Origin of the sequence: Tamlana carrageenivorans (genome assembly GCF_002893765.1) — a bacterium.
Lineage (GTDB): Bacteria > Bacteroidota > Bacteroidia > Flavobacteriales > Flavobacteriaceae > Pseudotamlana > Pseudotamlana carrageenivorans.
Window position 1 is genome coordinate 2,068,199 of record NZ_CP025938.1, and the last position, 16,940, is coordinate 2,085,138.

The window sequence follows — 16,940 nt, forward strand, 5'->3', positions numbered from 1 at the left end:
GTTATAAGGTGTTTTTTAAACTGATTTGAAAAGTGGTTCCTTTTCCAATTTCAGATTGTAATACTTTAATTTTTCCGTCATGGAAATCTTCAATTATACGCTTTGTTAATGATAATCCTAGGCCCCAACCACGTTTTTTCGTGGTGTAACCAGGTTCGAAAATTTTTGAAAAATGTTTTTTAGCGAGCCCTTTTCCAGTATCGGTAACACAGATTTTTACCTGGTTTTCAAGCTGCGTAATTTCAATAATAAGCTTGCCGCGACCTTTCATGGCATCAATACCATTTTTTACTAAATTTTCAATAACCCAACTGTATAGTTGTTTGTTTAAATTTATGAAAATTTTTTCTTTTGGCACACGAATTTCAAATTCTATAAGATCGGACGATCTGGCTTTTAAGTAGTCATACGATTTTATGGTTTCTTCCACGATATCCGATCGTTCTAGTGTGGGCAGGGAGCCTATTTTACTAAATCGCTCGGTGATGGTTTTTAAACGTTCGATGTCCTTTTCCATCTCCATGATATAATCGGGATCGATATTTTCGGTTTTTAAAATTTCGGTCCATCCAATTAATGAGGATAGTGGTGTGCCTATTTGGTGTGCTGTTTCTTTTGCCATACCCGACCACAATTTGTTTTGGGTGGCATTTTTATTACTGCGATAAAAGAAGAAAATAACAGCTCCGAAAAGAAAAACAATAAGTAACAAGGCTAAAGGGTAGTACTTGAGCTTGTTAATTAATGGGGAATTTCCATAGTAAATGGTGCTGTTTAATTCGTTTTCAAAAATAACCTCAATGGGTGTGTTTTCACTTTTAAAAGTCGCAATTAATTGGTTGACATATTTTTGGTCTGAAAAACGTTTGTCGTCAATATTGAGGTAACTGCCAATACTGCCGTCCCTGTTAATTTCTAAAACTGGAGTTGTGGTGTTGCTGTTAAGGACTTTAAGTGTGAGGTCTAGGTTGGTATTGTCGTCCGAATTAATTAAATCGGTTTGAGCAAAGGACCAAATCTCCATTTTTATGCGCTCTTCCTCTTTAAAATGCTGAAAGAACTCATAGGTTTTCCATAAAATAAGAGAGACAATGGCGAAAGATGCGATAATAATCGCCCAACGAAATGTATTGCTATACTTGGCAAAAATCATTAATTCTAAAATTTGATCGGTAATATAATGTAAATCTGATGATATTATTGCGCAAATAAAAGGCAAATTGATTTTTTGTGGGACACGCCACCATGATGGGGTGTAAGTTGATATGTGAAAAATGATAAAGAAACATTTCGTTATTGTTGAAAACTAGATTCATTTTTCATGATTTTTTTAATTAGTTTTGTGCAAATATATTGGGGTAAATATTCTACGTAAATCTAAAATGGCATTTCGTCAATAAATTACAGGATTTTTTCGTTTGTGTCTATAAGTTAGTATCTTACGGGATGTAGCTTTTTACACCATGGTATATTACAACATTATAGTAGATCAATGGTCTTATGTTTTTAGTTTAAGAAATAATATCAAATATAAATACGAGTAAATGGAAGTTCAAGGAAGAATTAAAATGGTTGGAGAGACGCAATCATTCGGAAGTAATGGGTTTAGAAAAAGAGAAATTGTAGTCACTACCGACGAGCAATACCCACAGCATATTATGGTGGAGTTTGTTCAAGATAAAACCGATTTATTAAATAATTACCAAGTTGGACAACAAGTAAAAATTAGTATTAACTTACGTGGTAGAGAGTGGGTAAATCCACAAGGCGAAACCAAATACTTTAACTCTATTCAAGGATGGAGAATCGAGGCGCTTCAAGCTGAAGCCGGAGGAGCAAACATGCCTCCTGTACCACCAGCTGATGCTTTTGAGCCTGCAGGTGATTTAAAAGAAGATGATTCAGACGATTTACCTTTCTAAAATGTAAACACATTCATTTCCGCGAAAGCGTAAATATCATATAACACAAATAGGCTGTCTAAAAAGTTAAGAACTTTGTCATATTGAGCCTGTCGAAATATCATAAATACACATATTTATTGTGGTTTCGACAAGCTCCACCTGACAAGTATCACGTTAAACGACTTTTTAGGCAGCCTTTTGTTTTTTAGAAATTTATTATGTACTTCCTCTCTAAAGACTTGTGGTTCCCAGATGTTGGTAAAGCTTTTGCCGACGGTTTACTTGCAGTTGGTGGCGATTTATCGGTTGAGCGTTTGTTATTGGCTTATCGCAGTGGTATTTTTCCTTGGTTTAGTCAGGGTGAACCTATTTTATGGTGGTCGCCAAACCCCCGTTTTGTGTTGTTTCCAGAGCGGTTAAAAGTCTCCAAAAGCATGCGGCAAGTGCTAAGGAATGGTGGCTTTAAAGTTACCGAAAATAAGACATTCGTTGAGGTGATGCAATCCTGCTCCAAAATAAAACGTGAAGGTCAGGACGATACTTGGATTACCCAAAGTATGATTTCTGCTTATACCAAGCTTCACGAATTAGGTTATGCTAAATCGGTTGAAGTTTGGAAAGATAATGAACTGGTGGGCGGGCTTTATGGCATCGACTTAGGAAATGGCGTATTTTGTGGCGAAAGCATGTTTTCTAAGGTGAGTAATGCCAGTAAAGTAGGATTCATTTCCTTGATTCAAAATCATCATTATAAATTGATTGATTGCCAGGTTTATACCAAGCATCTAGAAAGCTTAGGGGCAGAAAATATGTCTAGAACCTCCTTCTTAAATTATTTAGAAGGCTAATTTTTTAAAGAAATTAATATCTTCATTGAAATTATAAAGCTTAATATATGAAAATAGCCTTATTTAGTTCAAAACCATACGATCAGGAATATTTTGAAAAATATAATGCCGATTACAATTTCGATTTTACGTTCTTCGAAACACCACTTAACAGTCATACGGCCAATTTAACCAAGGGTTTTGATGCTATTTGCTGTTTCGTAAATGATAAATTAAATGCTAATACCATGGCTGTTTTAGCGTTAAATAATGTCAAATTAATCGCTTTGCGTTGTGCAGGATTTAATAATGTAGATTTAGATGCAGCAAAAAAACATCAAATTAAGGTGGTTCGTGTGCCAGCCTATTCTCCAGAGGCCATTGCCGAACATACTTTGGCTTTAATTTTAACGCTTAATCGTAAAACCCATAAGACCTATAAAAGAGTACGTTAGGGTAATTTTTCTCTTAATAAACTCATTGGTTTTAACTTAAGTAATAAAACCATTGGCGTTATTGGAACAGGGAAAATTGGTGCTACTTTTTGTAGGGTTTTAAGCGGATTTGGCTGTGAGATTATAGCTTATGATGTGTATCCCTCGGAAGAGTTGATAGAACAGGGTGTCAAATATGTTGCTTTAGACGATTTGTTTAAACATTCGGATGTGATTGCATTGCCCCCTGCTCGAATCTACTAAGCATATCATTAATAAAGATTCTTTAAGACTGATGAAAAAGGGTGTCATGATTATTAATACCAGTAGAGGTGCGTTAATTGAGACGGCAGATGTTATTGATGGTTTATCTCAGAATAAAATAGGGTATTTGGGGATCGATGTTTATGAGCAAGAAGAAAATTTATTTTATGAAGATTTGTCGGAGAGCATCATTCATGACGACTTATTGTTGCGTCTAAACAGCTTTCCAAATGTTTTAATAACATCTCATCAAGCGTTTTTCACAAAAGAAGCCATGTTTGAAATTGCAACCACAACCTTAGAAAATATTAAAGCCTTTATAAACGGGGAGAAATTAAATAATGAAGTGGTTTAAACTTCTTTGTATCTAAAACAATCTACCATATGGTCGTTAACCATACCTGTAGCTTGCATGTGAGCATAAATCACGGTTGATCCCACAAACTTAAAGCCACGTTGTTTTAAATCTTTACTTATGGTATCACTAAGCGGGGTGTTGGCTGGAACTTCTTCCATGGTTTTAAAATGGTTTTTTATAGGTTTTCCATCTACAAAACCCCATATATAGCTGTTAAAACTTCCAAATTCCTCTTGTATTTTTATAAAAGCTTGAGCATTGGTTATGGTCGCTTTTATTTTTAACCGATTTCTGATAATACCTGCGTCTAAAAGTAGAGCGTCGATTTTATCTTGCTGGTAATGGGCTATTTTTTTATAATCAAAAGCATCAAAAGCATTTCGGAAATTTTCCCGTTTTCGTAAAATAGTAATCCAACTTAATCCTGCTTGAAAAGTCTCTAAAATTAAAAACTCAAATAATAATTGATCATCATGAATAGGAACACCCCATTCCTTATCGTGATAAGCTTCGTATAATGTATCACCTTGACACCAAGAGCATTTGGTTTTCGTGTTCATGTGTTTGATTCTGTTGGTTTTAAATTTGAATTATGACAAATGTCATCAAAATTATCTTGTTAAGATGCTAAATTTGTTTCGTTAAAATATTTTCCATTTTAAACATAAGGCCTATGAAATCCATTATAAAAGAAAGTTTAGAGCGTAGCATGTCCTATGAAGCGTACCGTGCTTTAGTAAAACAATTAGTTGATGAGCATTCGAATACTGGCGTTAGTAAATCGGAAGAATTGGCCGATTTTACGAAGTTGAATGAAAGACGCATGAAGCGCTGGGATAAAACGATAAAGCTTACCGAACAAGCTAAACGTTGCATGAAGGACTTTCAGCAAAATGTAACCTGGTTGGTTATTACCGAAAGTTGGTGTGGTGATGCAGCACATGTACTACCAGTGTTATACAAAATGGCTTCACTTAATGATAATATTGATTTTAAAGTGGTTATTCGCGATGAAAATCTGAAGCTTATGGATTTGTTTTTAACTAATGGAAGTGCTTCTATTCCGAAACTAATTGTGATTGATAATCACACAGGAGAAGTTCTTAAAACCTATGGGCCAAGACCGAGTGAAGCTGCAAATTACGTGAAACGCTTTAAAGCCAAAAATGGAAAACTTACTCCTGCTTTTAAGGCCGATTTACAGTATTGGTATAACGATAATAAAGGGGAAAATGTTATCGATGATATCATCCAAATGCTTGGAAAGTTACAAACTACCGTTTGCCAACAAACATAAAAGTAATCGTTCCCAGTTGGCTTTTTTGATTGGGATCCTTGCTAAATCGCGATTGATTGGCATATTCTAAGGCGCGTTCCATTAAACATTCGTTATTGGAAGTAGATGAAGTGTTTACATACGAATCTACAACATCGCCATTGGCATTAACAGCAACATTAACAATGATTTTCCCGTCAACCTCACAAAGATAAATAGGAATGGGAATGTGAATTTTTGTTCGGTTTGGTAAAGAGTAACTAATGCTACTACGTGAATTGTTTTGCGCACGTTGTTTTTTAAGCAATTCATTAACCTTGCTAAATTTAGCCAGTTCTTCCTGGTTTAAAGAAGCATCTGTGTCAGGTTTTAGATCTGTTTTTTCACTAGTCTCCGATGCATCTCCTTGGTCTTCAGACTTAGGTTGATAGTCTTCAGGTGGTGCAATAGGCTTAAAGGCTTGTGCAAAATGCTTTACTTTTTCAGTTTCATTAAAAGCGTTATTAGTTTCTGCTTTAGCTTGATTCTGATTTTCTAAGGCTTCGATTTCTTTTAATTCTTCTAAAGTGGGTTCCTTTTCGGGTTCTATTTCATAGTAACTCTCTGATGCAAATTCCTTTTTTTTATTTAGGCTTAAATTAAAAACCATAAGAATGACCGTTCCAGAAATTAGAAGGGTAATAAGTAGGGCTCTATGTTGATTTGTGAGATTCAAATCTTTGATTGTTAAAGGTTTAAGTTTATTTAATATACGTAAAATTATATTAATTAGTTTTTAGTGATTCGATAAAGGCTTCAATGCTCGTGGCATTTTCAACCTTAAAATCACCTATTTTAGTACGCCTGAGGGAAGATAGGTGCGCACCAGAGTTTAGGGCTTTTCCAAAATCGTTGGCTAAGGAACGAATATAAGTGCCTTTGCTACAAATAACTCTGAAAGATATATAAAATTCATCAATATTTGTAATTTCAAATTCAGAAACTGAAACGGTACGTGGTTTTATCTCAACATCCTCACCAGCTCTGGCGAATTCATACAAGCGTTTTCCGTCTTTTTTAAAGCTGAAAATATAGGAGGATATTGTTGAATGTCCCCTATAAATTGCTTGGTGGTTTCTTTAATTAATGCTTCTGTGATGTGTGTTGTGGGATAGGTTTTATCAATGTCGGTTTCTAGATCGAATGAAGGGGTTGTACTCCCTAATACAATGGTGCCCGTGTACTCTTTAATTTGCCCTTGGAAGGTGTCAATTTGCTTGGTCATTTTTCCTGTGCAAAGCACTAACAAACCTGTAGCTAAAGGGTCTAAAGTTCCAGCATGACCTACTTTTATCTTTTTTATTTTGAAGGCTTGTCGAATTTCCCAACGCAGCTTATTAACCACTTGAAAGGAGGTCCAATTTAAAGGCTTGTCGATGAGCAAAACCTGGCCAGATTGATAATCTTCAAGGGTTTTCATTAGGCATTTAACATTGAAAATATTACGGCAATAAGGCCAACAATGGCGCAGTAAATGGCGAAATATATAAGTTTACTTTTTTTAACTAGGGCAATCATCCATGTGCAGGCAAAAAGTCCGGCGACAAATGCCGCTATAAATCCTATAGATAGGGAAGTAAAATTATTACTATCATAAGCTAAATCTCCACTTAAAACGTCCTTAGCAATTTTACCAAATATTAAAGGAACGACCATTAAAAATGAAAAACGAGCTGCTTTAGTCTTATCATTACCTAACAACACAGAGGTCGAAATGGTTGCTCCCGAACGAGAAATGCCTGGAAGCATCGCAATGGCTTGGGAAACACCTATAATAAAAGCATCTTTAAAAGAAACTTTTTTATTGGTGTTTTTAGCTTTATCGGCAAAGTACAGTAATATGGCCGTAATAATAAGCATAAATCCAACCAACATGATGTTACCGCCAAAAAGTTGTTCTAGTTGTTCTTCAAAAAATAAGCCTACAATAACGGCAGGAATCATAGAAATGGCAATTTTGGTAATAAATTGTAAATCTTCGTTCCATTTAAATTTTAAAGCCCCTTTTATAAGGTCTAAAATGTCTTTTCTAAAAACTACTAAAGTACTTAAAGCCGTAGCAAAATGTAATACGACTGTAAAAAGTAAGCTGGTTCTGGCTTCTAGGTCTTCGCCTAAAATAGCTTTTCCTATTTCCAAATGACCACTTGAAGAAACGGGTAAAAATTCAGTAAGTCCCTGAATGATACCTAAAATAATTGCATCTATAATTTCCATGGCGCTAAAATATTAAAATACTCCTATATTCAACAGATGTTCCTCAATAATAAAAGCTTATTTAAGAATCTATGCAGTAGGTAGTGTTTACATCTCCCTTAGTCCTTCCTTTTTAGGAGGGAAACTCATGCTCAACGGCTTCCCCTCTAGTAAGAGGGGATTAAGGGGTGTGTGCTTAATATTGTTTGTTTTTAAGTAATGAAAATAGTTTTAGCACCAGATAAGTTTAAAAATTCGGTTTCAGGGTTTGCATTCTGTAAAGCTGTTGAAGCTGGTCTGAAAGAAATCCGTCCAGATTTAAAGGTTGTTTCATTACCACTTGCCGATGGTGGCGATGGCACCATAGATATTATCAATTTTTATTTAAAAGGGGAATTTGTTTCCGTGCAGGTTCATAATCCTTTTTTTGAAAGGATTTCTGCTTCTTATTTATTTGCTGAAAAATCTAAAACAGCTTTTATTGAAATGGCTGAAGCTTCAGGTTTAAAACTACTGAAACTTGAAGAATTAGATTGTAAAAATGCCACCACTTTAGGAGCCGGCGAACTGATTGTTGATGCTTTAAATCAAGGTGCTGAACAAATTATTTTAGGAATAGGCGGAAGTGCTACAAACGATTGTGGTATTGGTATGGCATCGGCTTTGGGTTATCGGTTTTTAGATGAAAACGATAAAGAAGTAAAACCTATTGGTGCCAATTTATCTAAAATAAAAAGGATTGATGCGTCATATATTCATGCTAAATTAAAGTCTGTTAAGTTTCAAATAGCCTGCGATGTTGAAAATCTGTTATACGGAAAAAACGGTGCCGTTCAGGTTTATGCCAAACAAAAAGGCGCAAACAAAAAAGATAGGGTATTGCTTGAGCAGGGTTTGCAAGATTTTTCAAAAGTTCTTGAAAATCATTTTAATATGGATGTGCAATCTGTAAAAGGAGGTGGTGCAGCAGGAGGTATGGGCATCGCATCCAAAGTATTTTTAAATGGTATTTTGGAGCCTGGAATTACTTTGGTGAAAGATTTAGTAGATTTTGATCATCAAATACAAGGTGCCATTTGGCTAATTACGGGTGAAGGGAAGTTGGATGTTCAAACCTTGTCTGGAAAGACGATTCGTGGCGTGCTTGATTCCGCGAAAGCGAAAAAAATAAAAGTCGCTGCATTATGTGGTGCCATCGATTTGAACGAAAATAAACTAAGAGACTTCGGGATAGATTACGCAGATAGCGTTTTAAACTACTCGGAAAATTTAAACGACGCCATGGAAAATGGGAAAGCGTATCTTGTAGAAATGGCTCGGATATTTGCTAAAAAACACCTGTAATTTACTTCTTATCAGGATTTAAAAGAATGGCATAAATTTGAATGCCAAACCCAATAAGCACTAAAGTTGGTGCTAATCGAATACGTATCCAGCTAAAAATTTCAGGGTTAAAGATATTCGGGTCGTCGCTTCCGCCACCAGACATTAAAATATAGCCTAAAGCAATAACGGCTAAACCTATAAACATGAATTTATAGTTTTTCTTTCCGAAGATGAAATGTGGTTTAGAAGCTTCTTTTCGTTTTTGTTCTCCCATAATTAAAAAGCTGAGGCATAAATTTTATGCAAAGTAACAGATTTATTTAATTTTTATTGTTAATCTCATTCTAAATTATTCTCTCACTATTAATAGTACAGCTGGTCTGTTCTTAAATTTAAGAAGCGTTGCGTTGCGAAATGTGTGCTAATCCAAGTGATTATAATGCCTAGCCCAAAAATAAATGCAAAAAGCAAAGCTACAAAAACGGGCTGCCCTAAAAGGTTGAGTTCTATAAAGGTTTTGTCTAAATAGTAAAGTACTACGGCCATACCAATAAGCGCTAAAATAGCACCAATAATACCGAGTTTGACGCTTTGCCAAACAAAGGGTCGTCTTATAAATTGTTTGGTTGCGCCAACCATTTGCATGGTTTTAATCGTGAAACGCTTGGAGTAAACCGCCAATCGGATGGAGCTGTTTATTAATAATACCGCAATTAAAGTAAAAATACTACTGATAATGAGTACCCAAAAGCTAATTTTTTTAACGTTGTCGTTCATCAAGTTAACTAAGTCGTTATCGTAAGTTACCTCTTCAACAAAGTCTTTGTTGAGGGCTTCGGTAGAAATTTTTTCAAGATGTTCTGATGTAACGAAATCGGCTTTTAAATGTACATCGATAGAGTTTTGTAATGGATTATAACCCACGAAATCCATGAAATCTTCGCCGTTATCGGCTTTCATAAATTCGGCAGCCTGCTCTTTAGAAACGTATTCGGTAGATTTTACATAATCGGCCATGGCCAAACTCTTTTCAAGCTGTTTGGTTTCAACCTCTTTGGCAGTGTCTTTTAAATAAATGGTAACTACAACTTGCTCTTTAAAGTGATCGGAAACCTTTTTAGCATTTAGAATTAACAAGCCTAATAATCCCAATAAAAATAAAACCAGAGCAATACTTAAAACTACTGAAAAATAAGAGGAAATAAGTCTGCGTTTTTGGTGCTTTTCAAATGATGAACTCATAAATTTTCTTGGATTAACACGGTAAAAATAATAAAGTATTATTAATCTGTATTTATATAAACCAAAACAAATTAATAATGTTGTAAAACCAATAAATAATTATGCTGAAGACTTCGTTTTTTTGCTAATTAAATACACACCAATAATTACAAAAAGACATGACAAGACCTTTACCAGATTGATGTCCTCACTGTAAGTATCGTTATTAAAAAAATAAACTAACATCAATACGATGGCAAAACTAACCGCTGGTTGTATGTAGGTGTAACTTCCAGCTACCGACGGCGAAACTTGACGTAAGGCATAGATGTTAAATAGAAAGGTTAAAAAGGTAGTAAACAGGATAACATAGCCAATAACCAGAAAGGTGTTTGTGGTAAATAGGCTGTAATCGGTATTAAAAACAGCATCGTTTAAACCAAAAGGTATTGTGAATAAAAGTCCGAATAAAAACACCCAACTAATAATGGTTATAAAATGATATTTCTTCATCAAGGGTTTTACAGTCACTTGGTAAAGTGAGAAACTTACAACGTTTAGAAAAATAAAAAGGTTGCCTAAAAAACTACTAGTGCCTTCGGCTACCTGGCCGTACCACACCAAACCAATGGCGCCTATAGCACCAATACTTAATCCTATTATTTTATTGGTAGTTGTTTTTTCTTTTAAGAAAATCATACTTAAAATAAATGTAACAGTTGGCGAGGACGTCATGATTATGGACGTATCAATTGGCGATGTAATACTCAGCCCTTCAAAGAAAAATAGTTGGTTACATGATGCACCAAAAAGTCCGCATAGTATGAGTCTGAAAAAGTCTTTCTTCTCAACCTTTTCCTTAATAAATAATTTTATACACCAAAATAGGATGCCAGCTCCTAAAACACGAAACAACACAAAGGGTCTTGGGTCTAGCTTTTCGGGCATAATCCCTTTTGCAATAAAATGATTGGCCGCATAAATAACATGGCCGCCAAATAAAGCAAGATGCGCTTTTATAATGTTTGCTTTTATCAAAGAAATTTGTGGTTTTAGGAGGTGAATAAATAGCGAGCCAAAAGTAATTCTATTAATTTAAATGATTAAGCAAAGTCATTTTTTATTCATTAAGACCTCCTGTTTCTAATTAAAACGTAAATTTGCAACTTCTTAAAATAAGGATGATAATGACGTATAATTTCAACGAAATCGATGCCAAATGGCAAAAATATTGGGCCGAAAACCAAACGTTTAAAGCCGAAAATAATTGTGACAAACCAAAGTATTATGTTTTGGACATGTTTCCTTATCCTAGTGGTGCCGGATTGCATGTAGGGCATCCGTTGGGTTACATCGCTTCCGATATTTATGCGCGTTACAAACGTCATCAAGGATTTAACGTGTTACATCCGCAAGGTTACGATAGTTTTGGTTTGCCTGCCGAGCAATATGCGATTCAAACGGGGCAGCACCCAGCTATTACTACCGCTGAAAATATAAAAACGTATCGCCGACAGTTAGATCAAATAGGTTTTTCATTCGATTGGTCGCGTGAAGTGAGAACTTCCGATCCGAGTTACTATAAATGGACACAATGGATTTTTATTCAGTTGTTTAATTCGTGGTACAATAACGATTCAAATAAAGCTGAAGATATTTCAGAATTGGTTAAAGTGTTTGCTTCGGAAGGAAATGCCAATGTGAATGCTGTTTGTGATGCCGATGTTGAGGTTTTTTCCGCGGAAGCGTGGCAGAACTTTTCATCAGAAGAGCAACAAAAAATATTATTACAATATCGTTTAACCTACTTGGCTGAAACTGAAGTGAACTGGTGTCCAGCATTGGGTACTGTTTTAGCTAACGATGAGATTGTAAACGGCGTATCCGAACGTGGTGGACATACGGTGATTCGTAAAAAAATGACCCAATGGAGTATGCGAATTTCGGCTTATGCCGAGCGTTTACTACAAGGTTTAGAAACAATTGATTGGACCGATTCTTTAAAGGAGAGTCAGCGTAATTGGATTGGAAAATCGGTTGGAGCTTCGGTTACTTTTAACGTGCTACCAACAACCAATAACCAAAAACCAGCAACCATATCTGTATTCACAACACGTCCTGATACTATTTTTGGAGTAAGTTTTATGACTTTAGCGCCAGAGCATGAATTGGTATCGCAAATAACCACACCTGAACAAAAGGAAGAAGTGGAAGCCTATATTTTAGCGACTGCTAAACGTAGTGAGCGTGATAGAATGGCCGATGTAAAAACCATTTCTGGTGCTTTTACTGGCGCTTACGCGGAACACCCTTTTACAAAAGAACCGATTCCAGTTTGGATTGGTGACTACGTTTTAGCGGGTTATGGAACAGGAGCTGTTATGTCGGTGCCTTGTGGTGATCAACGTGACTACGATTTTGCGAAGCATTTTAATATTCCGATTCTTAATATTTTTGAAGGAGTCGATATTTCTGAAGAAGCTTTTTCAGATAAGGATAAAACAGTAATTGCTAATAGTGATTTCCTTAACGGGATGAACTATAAGAAAGCCACCAAACGCGCCATTTACGAATTGGAACAATTAGGGGTAGGCGAAGGAAAAACCAATTACCGTTTGCGTGATGCTGTATTTTCGCGTCAGCGTTATTGGGGTGAGCCATTTCCTGTGTATTATGATGAGCATGGCATGCCAAAAATGATAGACACCAAGTTTTTGCCTATAGAATTACCTGAAGTTGAAAAATACTTGCCTACAGAAACTGGCGAGCCACCATTGGGTAACGCTTTAAAATGGCATTGGTTACAATATGGTGATGAGGCTAAAATAGTTTCTAAAGAGGAGTTTGAGAATTCCTCCCCTTCGGGGAGGCTAGGTGGGGCCTTAGAACTGAACACCATGCCAGGTTGGGCAGGAAGCTCTTGGTACTTTAACCGCTACATGGATCCAACGAATATTGACGAATTTGCGAGTCAAGAAGCCTTGAATTATTGGAAAGATGTTGATTTGTACATTGGTGGAAGTGAGCATGCAACCGGACACTTATTGTATTCGCGTTTCTGGCAAAAATTCCTGTTCGATAAAGGCGTGGTTCCTGTTGATGAGTTTGCTAAAAAACTGATTAACCAAGGGATGATTTTAGGAACAAGTGCTTTTGTTTATAGAGAAGAAGGAACGAACACCTATTATTCAGCGGGATTAGCAAAAGACAAAAATGTACAACCTATTCACGTGAAAGTAAAATATATAAACGCTTCGGATGAATTGGATATTGAAGGTTTAAAAAATGATAGTGAGTTTGGTGAAGATTATAAAGATGCCGAATTCATTCTAGAAAATGGTGTTTACAAAGTAGGTCGCGATGTGGAAAAAATGTCCAAATCGAAATACAACGTCGTAAACCCAGATGATATTGTTGCCGAATATGGTGCCGATAGTTTAAGACTTTACGAAATGTTCCTTGGGCCATTAGAGCAATACAAACCATGGAATACCGCTGGAATTACTGGGGTACATAACTTCCTGAAAAAACTATGGAAATTATATGCCGATGATAACGGTTTAAAAGTAAATGACGCTCCTGCAACTAAAGATGCTTTAAAAACATTACATAAAACGATTAAGAAAGTTCAAGAAGATATTGAGAACTTTTCGTTTAATACCTCGGTATCAACTTTTATGATTGCGGTAAACGAATTGAGTACTCAAAAATGTACAAGCAAAGCTGTTTTAGAACCTTTATTGGTTTTAATTTCGCCTTATGCACCACATATTGCTGAAGAATTATGGAGTCAGTTAGGTCATGAAACGTCAATTTCAACAGCTGCTTTCCCAGAATTTGACGCTAGTCATTTGGTTGAAAGCGCTAAAAATTACCCGATTTCATTTAACGGTAAAATGCGATTTACTTTAGAATTGCCTTTGGATATGAGTAAGGAGGATATCGAAAAAACAGTCATGGCTCACGAAAAAACACAAGAACAATTACAAGGTAGAACACCTAAAAAAGTGATTGTGGTGCCTGGAAAGATTGTGAATATTGTAGGGTAGATTTAAGTTAGATATTAAAAGTTAAAAGTTAAAAGTTGAAAGTTTGGACTTTGCTTTTCTTTATTATATTGTTGAATTAACAAACCCGAAGTCGATGGCTTCGGGTTTGTTGTTTTATAGACATGCTACTTGCATTAAGGATAGCAGTGGAAATCCTTTTTTATAATCAGTAAACAGCAGCTCGAGCTTACAGCTAAAACCAAAAACCAAAAACCACCAACCAATAACCAAATAAAAAAGATTGTAACGAATAGCCTGACCCTTGTGGTAACCTGCTTGCCGGCAGGCAGGCGCCCAAAAAACATTCAAGAAATTTAAATATGGAATCAATCCTGTCCTAAACATTTTTGATCTAATCAAAAGTCAACGATTTTACTGGTAATTAGCCATGTTTTTTATCTTTTTCAAAAAAGAACCCCTTGTGTATAATTTTGTTTGGGGGGAAGCTGCTCGTTAAAAGGGCTATCAATCCATTTTTGCAAATCCACTTTGACAAAAAGGTTAAGTCTTATAAAAGCTACTAAATTGGACAAGTACCAATTATATTTTGGATTTGCTTTTAAGGCTTTTAGGATGAGTATAGTAATAAGAGCCGTCCATATTTGTATCATTACGGCATTTTCAGAAGTTCCTATAAACGATTTAATATGTAGCTGTTGTTTGATGTCTCTAAAGAATATCTCAATATCCCATCTAGCTTTGTAGAGTTGGCTAATTGTGTTTGCTGTCCAAGACATTTGGTTGGTAATAAGTTCTATTTCCTGGTTATTTTTATCGTCCCATACAGCTATTCTACGTAGCTTCTTTGGGTATTTTGTTTTTGATTTAGCCCCTGTTAGCTCAATGATTTCATCTTTTAAAACATGATGATGTCTATTTTCTGGCAATTCTTTTTCTTTAATACTCTTAAATTGGATGTTTTCTTTGTGCCTAATTACAAAAAACACTTGGTTGCTGTCCCAAACGTTAAGTAACGAAAAATCATTATAAAATCGATCTGCGACAATAACCGAACGGCTAATCAAAGGAATATCGTAAGCTCCTTTATTATCTGCTGTTTTACCATCGCTAATATTTACATAGTGCGGTAAATTACCATCATAATCAAGCAAGGTGTGCATTTTTACAGCTCCTTTGTGGGTTTTGTATTTTGCCCAATCAAAGAGACTTAAACATAGACTTATCGTTGTAGAATCTAATAGAAATATCTTGGATTTAATTTTGAATTTAACACGTTTTAAGTGAGGGTGCTGTCCAAAACTTTTTAAAAGAACATAGTAGTAATCTCGATAAAGCGTCCAGTATCGATGTTTGTTTTGATAGCTTATCGTTGATTTAGAAGGTGCTTTCTGTATGCCTAAATGATTAAGGTTTCCTGTGGCAGAGCGAAGTCCATTACTTATATCTCGGACGGATTGACTTTTTGCAAATTGACAAAACAACATGGAGACTAAATGTGTCCAACTATTAAATCCTTTTTGATGTTTATCTGTTCCCTTGGCTTTTACAAGTTTAGAAAAACTAGAACGGTCTAATTTGGAGATTATCTGAGAGAACAATGTTATATTTGTCATGGAGAAAGGTTGTTTTTTGTTGTGCAACTCAAAAATAATATTTTGAGATACAAAATCCCTTTCTCTTTTTAAGCGTTTTGGACGCTATTGATATGGAATGTGTAATAAAATCCTAGTAAATTAATATATATTATGCAATTCTTAATAAAAAGTTAAAAGTGTTATAGAAAATATAATAAAAAATGGGTTTTAAAACTTTTTTTAAATCATTTAATTTAGCTTTGTTGCGTCCGTTATCAAAAATTAAAATTTTAAAATAAATCGCTTATGAAAATTGGTGTTCCTATTGAAATAAAAAACAACGAGAATAGAGTGGGTATGACGCCTTCTGGGGTGTTTGAATTAACTAAAAGAGATCATGAAGTTTTCGTTCAGAAAAATGCTGGTTTTAACAGTGGTTTTTTAGATGAAGATTATATAGAGACTGGAGCTAAAATTCTTGATACAATTGAAGAGATTTATGCTATTGCAGAAATGATCGTTAAGGTTAAAGAGCCTATCGAGCCAGAGTACAAATTAATTCAGCCAAACCAAGTAGTATTTACTTATTTTCACTTTGCATCGAGCGAGGCTTTAACAAACGCCATGATTGAAAGCAAATCTATTTGTATTGCTTACGAAACTGTTGAAGATGCCGATGGTACCCTGCCATTGTTAATCCCAATGTCGGAAGTAGCAGGTAGAATGTCTATTCAACAAGGTGCAAAATATTTAGAGAAACCAATTAAAGGTCGTGGTATTTTATTAGGTGGTGTTCCTGGGGTGCCTCCTGCAAAAGTACTTATTTTAGGTGCTGGTATTGTAGGATATCAAGCGGCTAAAATGGCAGCTGGTTTAGGAGCTCACGTGGTAATCATGGATATAAACATGAAAGCGCTACGTTATGTAAGTGATTCGATGCCAAATAATGTTATTAGTGAGTTTTCTAGTGAATATAATATTAGAAAACATATTAAAGATGCCGATTTAATCGTTGGTGGTGTATTAATTAAAGGAGCCAAAGCACCTAAATTAATTACAAGAGATATGCTTAAAGAGATGCAGCCAGGTACCGTAATGGTTGACGTTGCTGTAGATCAAGGTGGTTGTTTTGAAACAACAAAACCAACAACACACCAAGACCCAACTTATATTATAGATGAGGTTGTACACTATACTGTAGCAAATATGCCAGGTGCTGTACCTTACACATCTACAATGGCTTTAACCAATGTTACGTTACCTTACGTAGTTAAATTAGCGAACGAAGGTTGGGAAAAGGCTTGCGAGAATAACGCGCCATTAGAAAAAGGATTAAATATTGTTAAAGGAGAAATCGTTTATAAAGAGATTGCTGAAGCTTTCGATATGGAAATGGCTTAAGTTATTTAAATTTCAATAAATCAAACGTCTAGTACTTGTTTTAAAAGTCTAGACGTTTTTTTTGTTTATAATCTTAAGTTAAACTGAAAAAGTCTGACAAATTTTCATAA

14 protein-coding genes and 2 pseudogenes are annotated in these 16,940 nt (G+C 35.3%); 7 read left to right on the plus strand and 9 right to left on the minus strand.

The genetic code is table 11. The annotated features are described in order from the left end of the window. Position 1 precedes the first annotated feature (1 nt). Positions 2-1,153 carry a sensor histidine kinase gene (locus tag C1A40_RS09145; RefSeq protein ID WP_102995633.1) on the minus strand — a complete coding sequence of 384 codons (1,152 nt, stop codon included), beginning with the start codon at positions 1,151-1,153 and terminating at the stop codon, positions 2-4. A 391-nt stretch (positions 1,154-1,544) separates the two neighbouring features. On the opposite strand from C1A40_RS09145, the gene C1A40_RS09150 reads away from it, so the two are divergent. The 3 genes and pseudogenes from C1A40_RS09150 to C1A40_RS09160 all read left to right on the plus strand — a co-directional run bounded on the left by C1A40_RS09150 (position 1,545) and on the right by C1A40_RS09160 (position 3,784). Further along, positions 1,545-1,922 (plus strand): DUF3127 domain-containing protein, encoded by a 378-nt coding sequence (locus C1A40_RS09150; RefSeq protein ID WP_067144851.1) that lies wholly within the window; start codon positions 1,545-1,547, stop codon positions 1,920-1,922. Positions 1,923-2,122: 200 nt separating this feature from the next. Beyond that, positions 2,123-2,752: a leucyl/phenylalanyl-tRNA--protein transferase gene (gene aat, locus C1A40_RS09155; protein WP_102995634.1), complete on the plus strand. Its 630-nt coding sequence runs from the start codon at positions 2,123-2,125 to the stop codon at positions 2,750-2,752. Between the two features lie 47 nt (positions 2,753-2,799). Then, positions 2,800-3,784: pseudogene (locus C1A40_RS09160) on the plus strand (2-hydroxyacid dehydrogenase). On the opposite strand, the gene C1A40_RS09165 reads toward C1A40_RS09160, so the two are convergent. After that, positions 3,781-4,347, minus strand: a complete 567-nt coding sequence (locus tag C1A40_RS09165) for a DNA-3-methyladenine glycosylase I (protein WP_102995635.1) — start codon at positions 4,345-4,347, stop codon at positions 3,781-3,783. The pseudogene C1A40_RS09160 and the gene C1A40_RS09165 sit on opposite strands and share 4 nt — an antisense overlap. Positions 4,348-4,460: 113 nt before the next feature. Between C1A40_RS09165 and C1A40_RS09170 the strand changes: the two genes are divergently transcribed. Next, complete coding sequence (locus C1A40_RS09170) at positions 4,461-5,084, plus strand: thioredoxin family protein (RefSeq protein ID WP_102995636.1); 624 nt, start codon at positions 4,461-4,463, stop codon at positions 5,082-5,084. Here C1A40_RS09170 and C1A40_RS09175 read toward each other — a convergent pair. From C1A40_RS09175 to uppP, 3 genes and pseudogenes are all read right to left on the minus strand, one after another. Beyond that, positions 5,062-5,778: a hypothetical protein gene (locus C1A40_RS09175; RefSeq protein WP_158651330.1), complete on the minus strand. Its 717-nt coding sequence runs from the start codon at positions 5,776-5,778 to the stop codon at positions 5,062-5,064. The two genes, C1A40_RS09170 and C1A40_RS09175, sit on opposite strands and share 23 nt — an antisense overlap. A 49-nt stretch (positions 5,779-5,827) precedes the next feature. After that, positions 5,828-6,522: pseudogene (gene truB, locus C1A40_RS09180) on the minus strand (tRNA pseudouridine(55) synthase TruB). Beyond that, the gene (uppP, locus tag C1A40_RS09185; RefSeq protein WP_102995638.1) at positions 6,522-7,319 is read right to left on the minus strand and encodes an undecaprenyl-diphosphatase UppP; all 798 of its coding nucleotides are present in this window, start codon (positions 7,317-7,319) and stop codon (positions 6,522-6,524) included. The pseudogene truB and the gene uppP overlap by 1 nt, the downstream one beginning before the upstream one ends. 198 nt (positions 7,320-7,517) lie before the next feature. On the opposite strand from uppP, the gene C1A40_RS09190 reads away from it, so the two are divergent. After that, positions 7,518-8,642, plus strand: coding sequence for a glycerate kinase (locus C1A40_RS09190; RefSeq protein WP_102995639.1), 1,125 nt, complete (start codon positions 7,518-7,520; stop codon positions 8,640-8,642). A 1-nt stretch (position 8,643) separates the two neighbouring features. Here C1A40_RS09190 and C1A40_RS09195 read toward each other — a convergent pair whose 3' ends face one another. From C1A40_RS09195 to C1A40_RS09205, 3 genes are all read right to left on the minus strand, one after another. Next, a complete protein-coding gene (locus tag C1A40_RS09195; RefSeq protein WP_102995640.1) occupies positions 8,644-8,898 on the minus strand; it encodes a DUF3098 domain-containing protein in 255 nt (84 codons plus the stop codon). A gap of 89 nt (positions 8,899-8,987) precedes the next feature. Beyond that, positions 8,988-9,866, minus strand: a complete 879-nt coding sequence (locus C1A40_RS09200) for a cell division protein FtsX (RefSeq protein WP_102995641.1) — start codon at positions 9,864-9,866, stop codon at positions 8,988-8,990. A gap of 99 nt (positions 9,867-9,965) precedes the next feature. Then, the gene (locus C1A40_RS09205) at positions 9,966-10,883 is read right to left on the minus strand and encodes a DMT family transporter (protein ID WP_102995642.1); all 918 of its coding nucleotides are present in this window, start codon (positions 10,881-10,883) and stop codon (positions 9,966-9,968) included. A gap of 149 nt (positions 10,884-11,032) precedes the next feature. Between C1A40_RS09205 and leuS the strand changes: the two genes are divergently transcribed. Continuing rightward, complete coding sequence (leuS, locus tag C1A40_RS09210) at positions 11,033-13,894, plus strand: leucine--tRNA ligase (protein ID WP_102995643.1); 2,862 nt, start codon at positions 11,033-11,035, stop codon at positions 13,892-13,894. Between the two features lie 404 nt (positions 13,895-14,298). Here the strand turns inward: leuS and C1A40_RS09220 are convergent, their stop codons facing one another. Then, positions 14,299-15,468: an IS4 family transposase gene (locus C1A40_RS09220; RefSeq protein ID WP_102995645.1), complete on the minus strand. Its 1,170-nt coding sequence runs from the start codon at positions 15,466-15,468 to the stop codon at positions 14,299-14,301. A 267-nt stretch (positions 15,469-15,735) separates the two neighbouring features. Here C1A40_RS09220 and ald point away from each other — a divergent pair, with 267 nt between their 5' ends. After that, positions 15,736-16,830: an alanine dehydrogenase gene (gene ald / locus C1A40_RS09225; RefSeq protein WP_102995646.1), complete on the plus strand. Its 1,095-nt coding sequence runs from the start codon at positions 15,736-15,738 to the stop codon at positions 16,828-16,830. Positions 16,831-16,940: the final 110 nt, after the last annotated feature.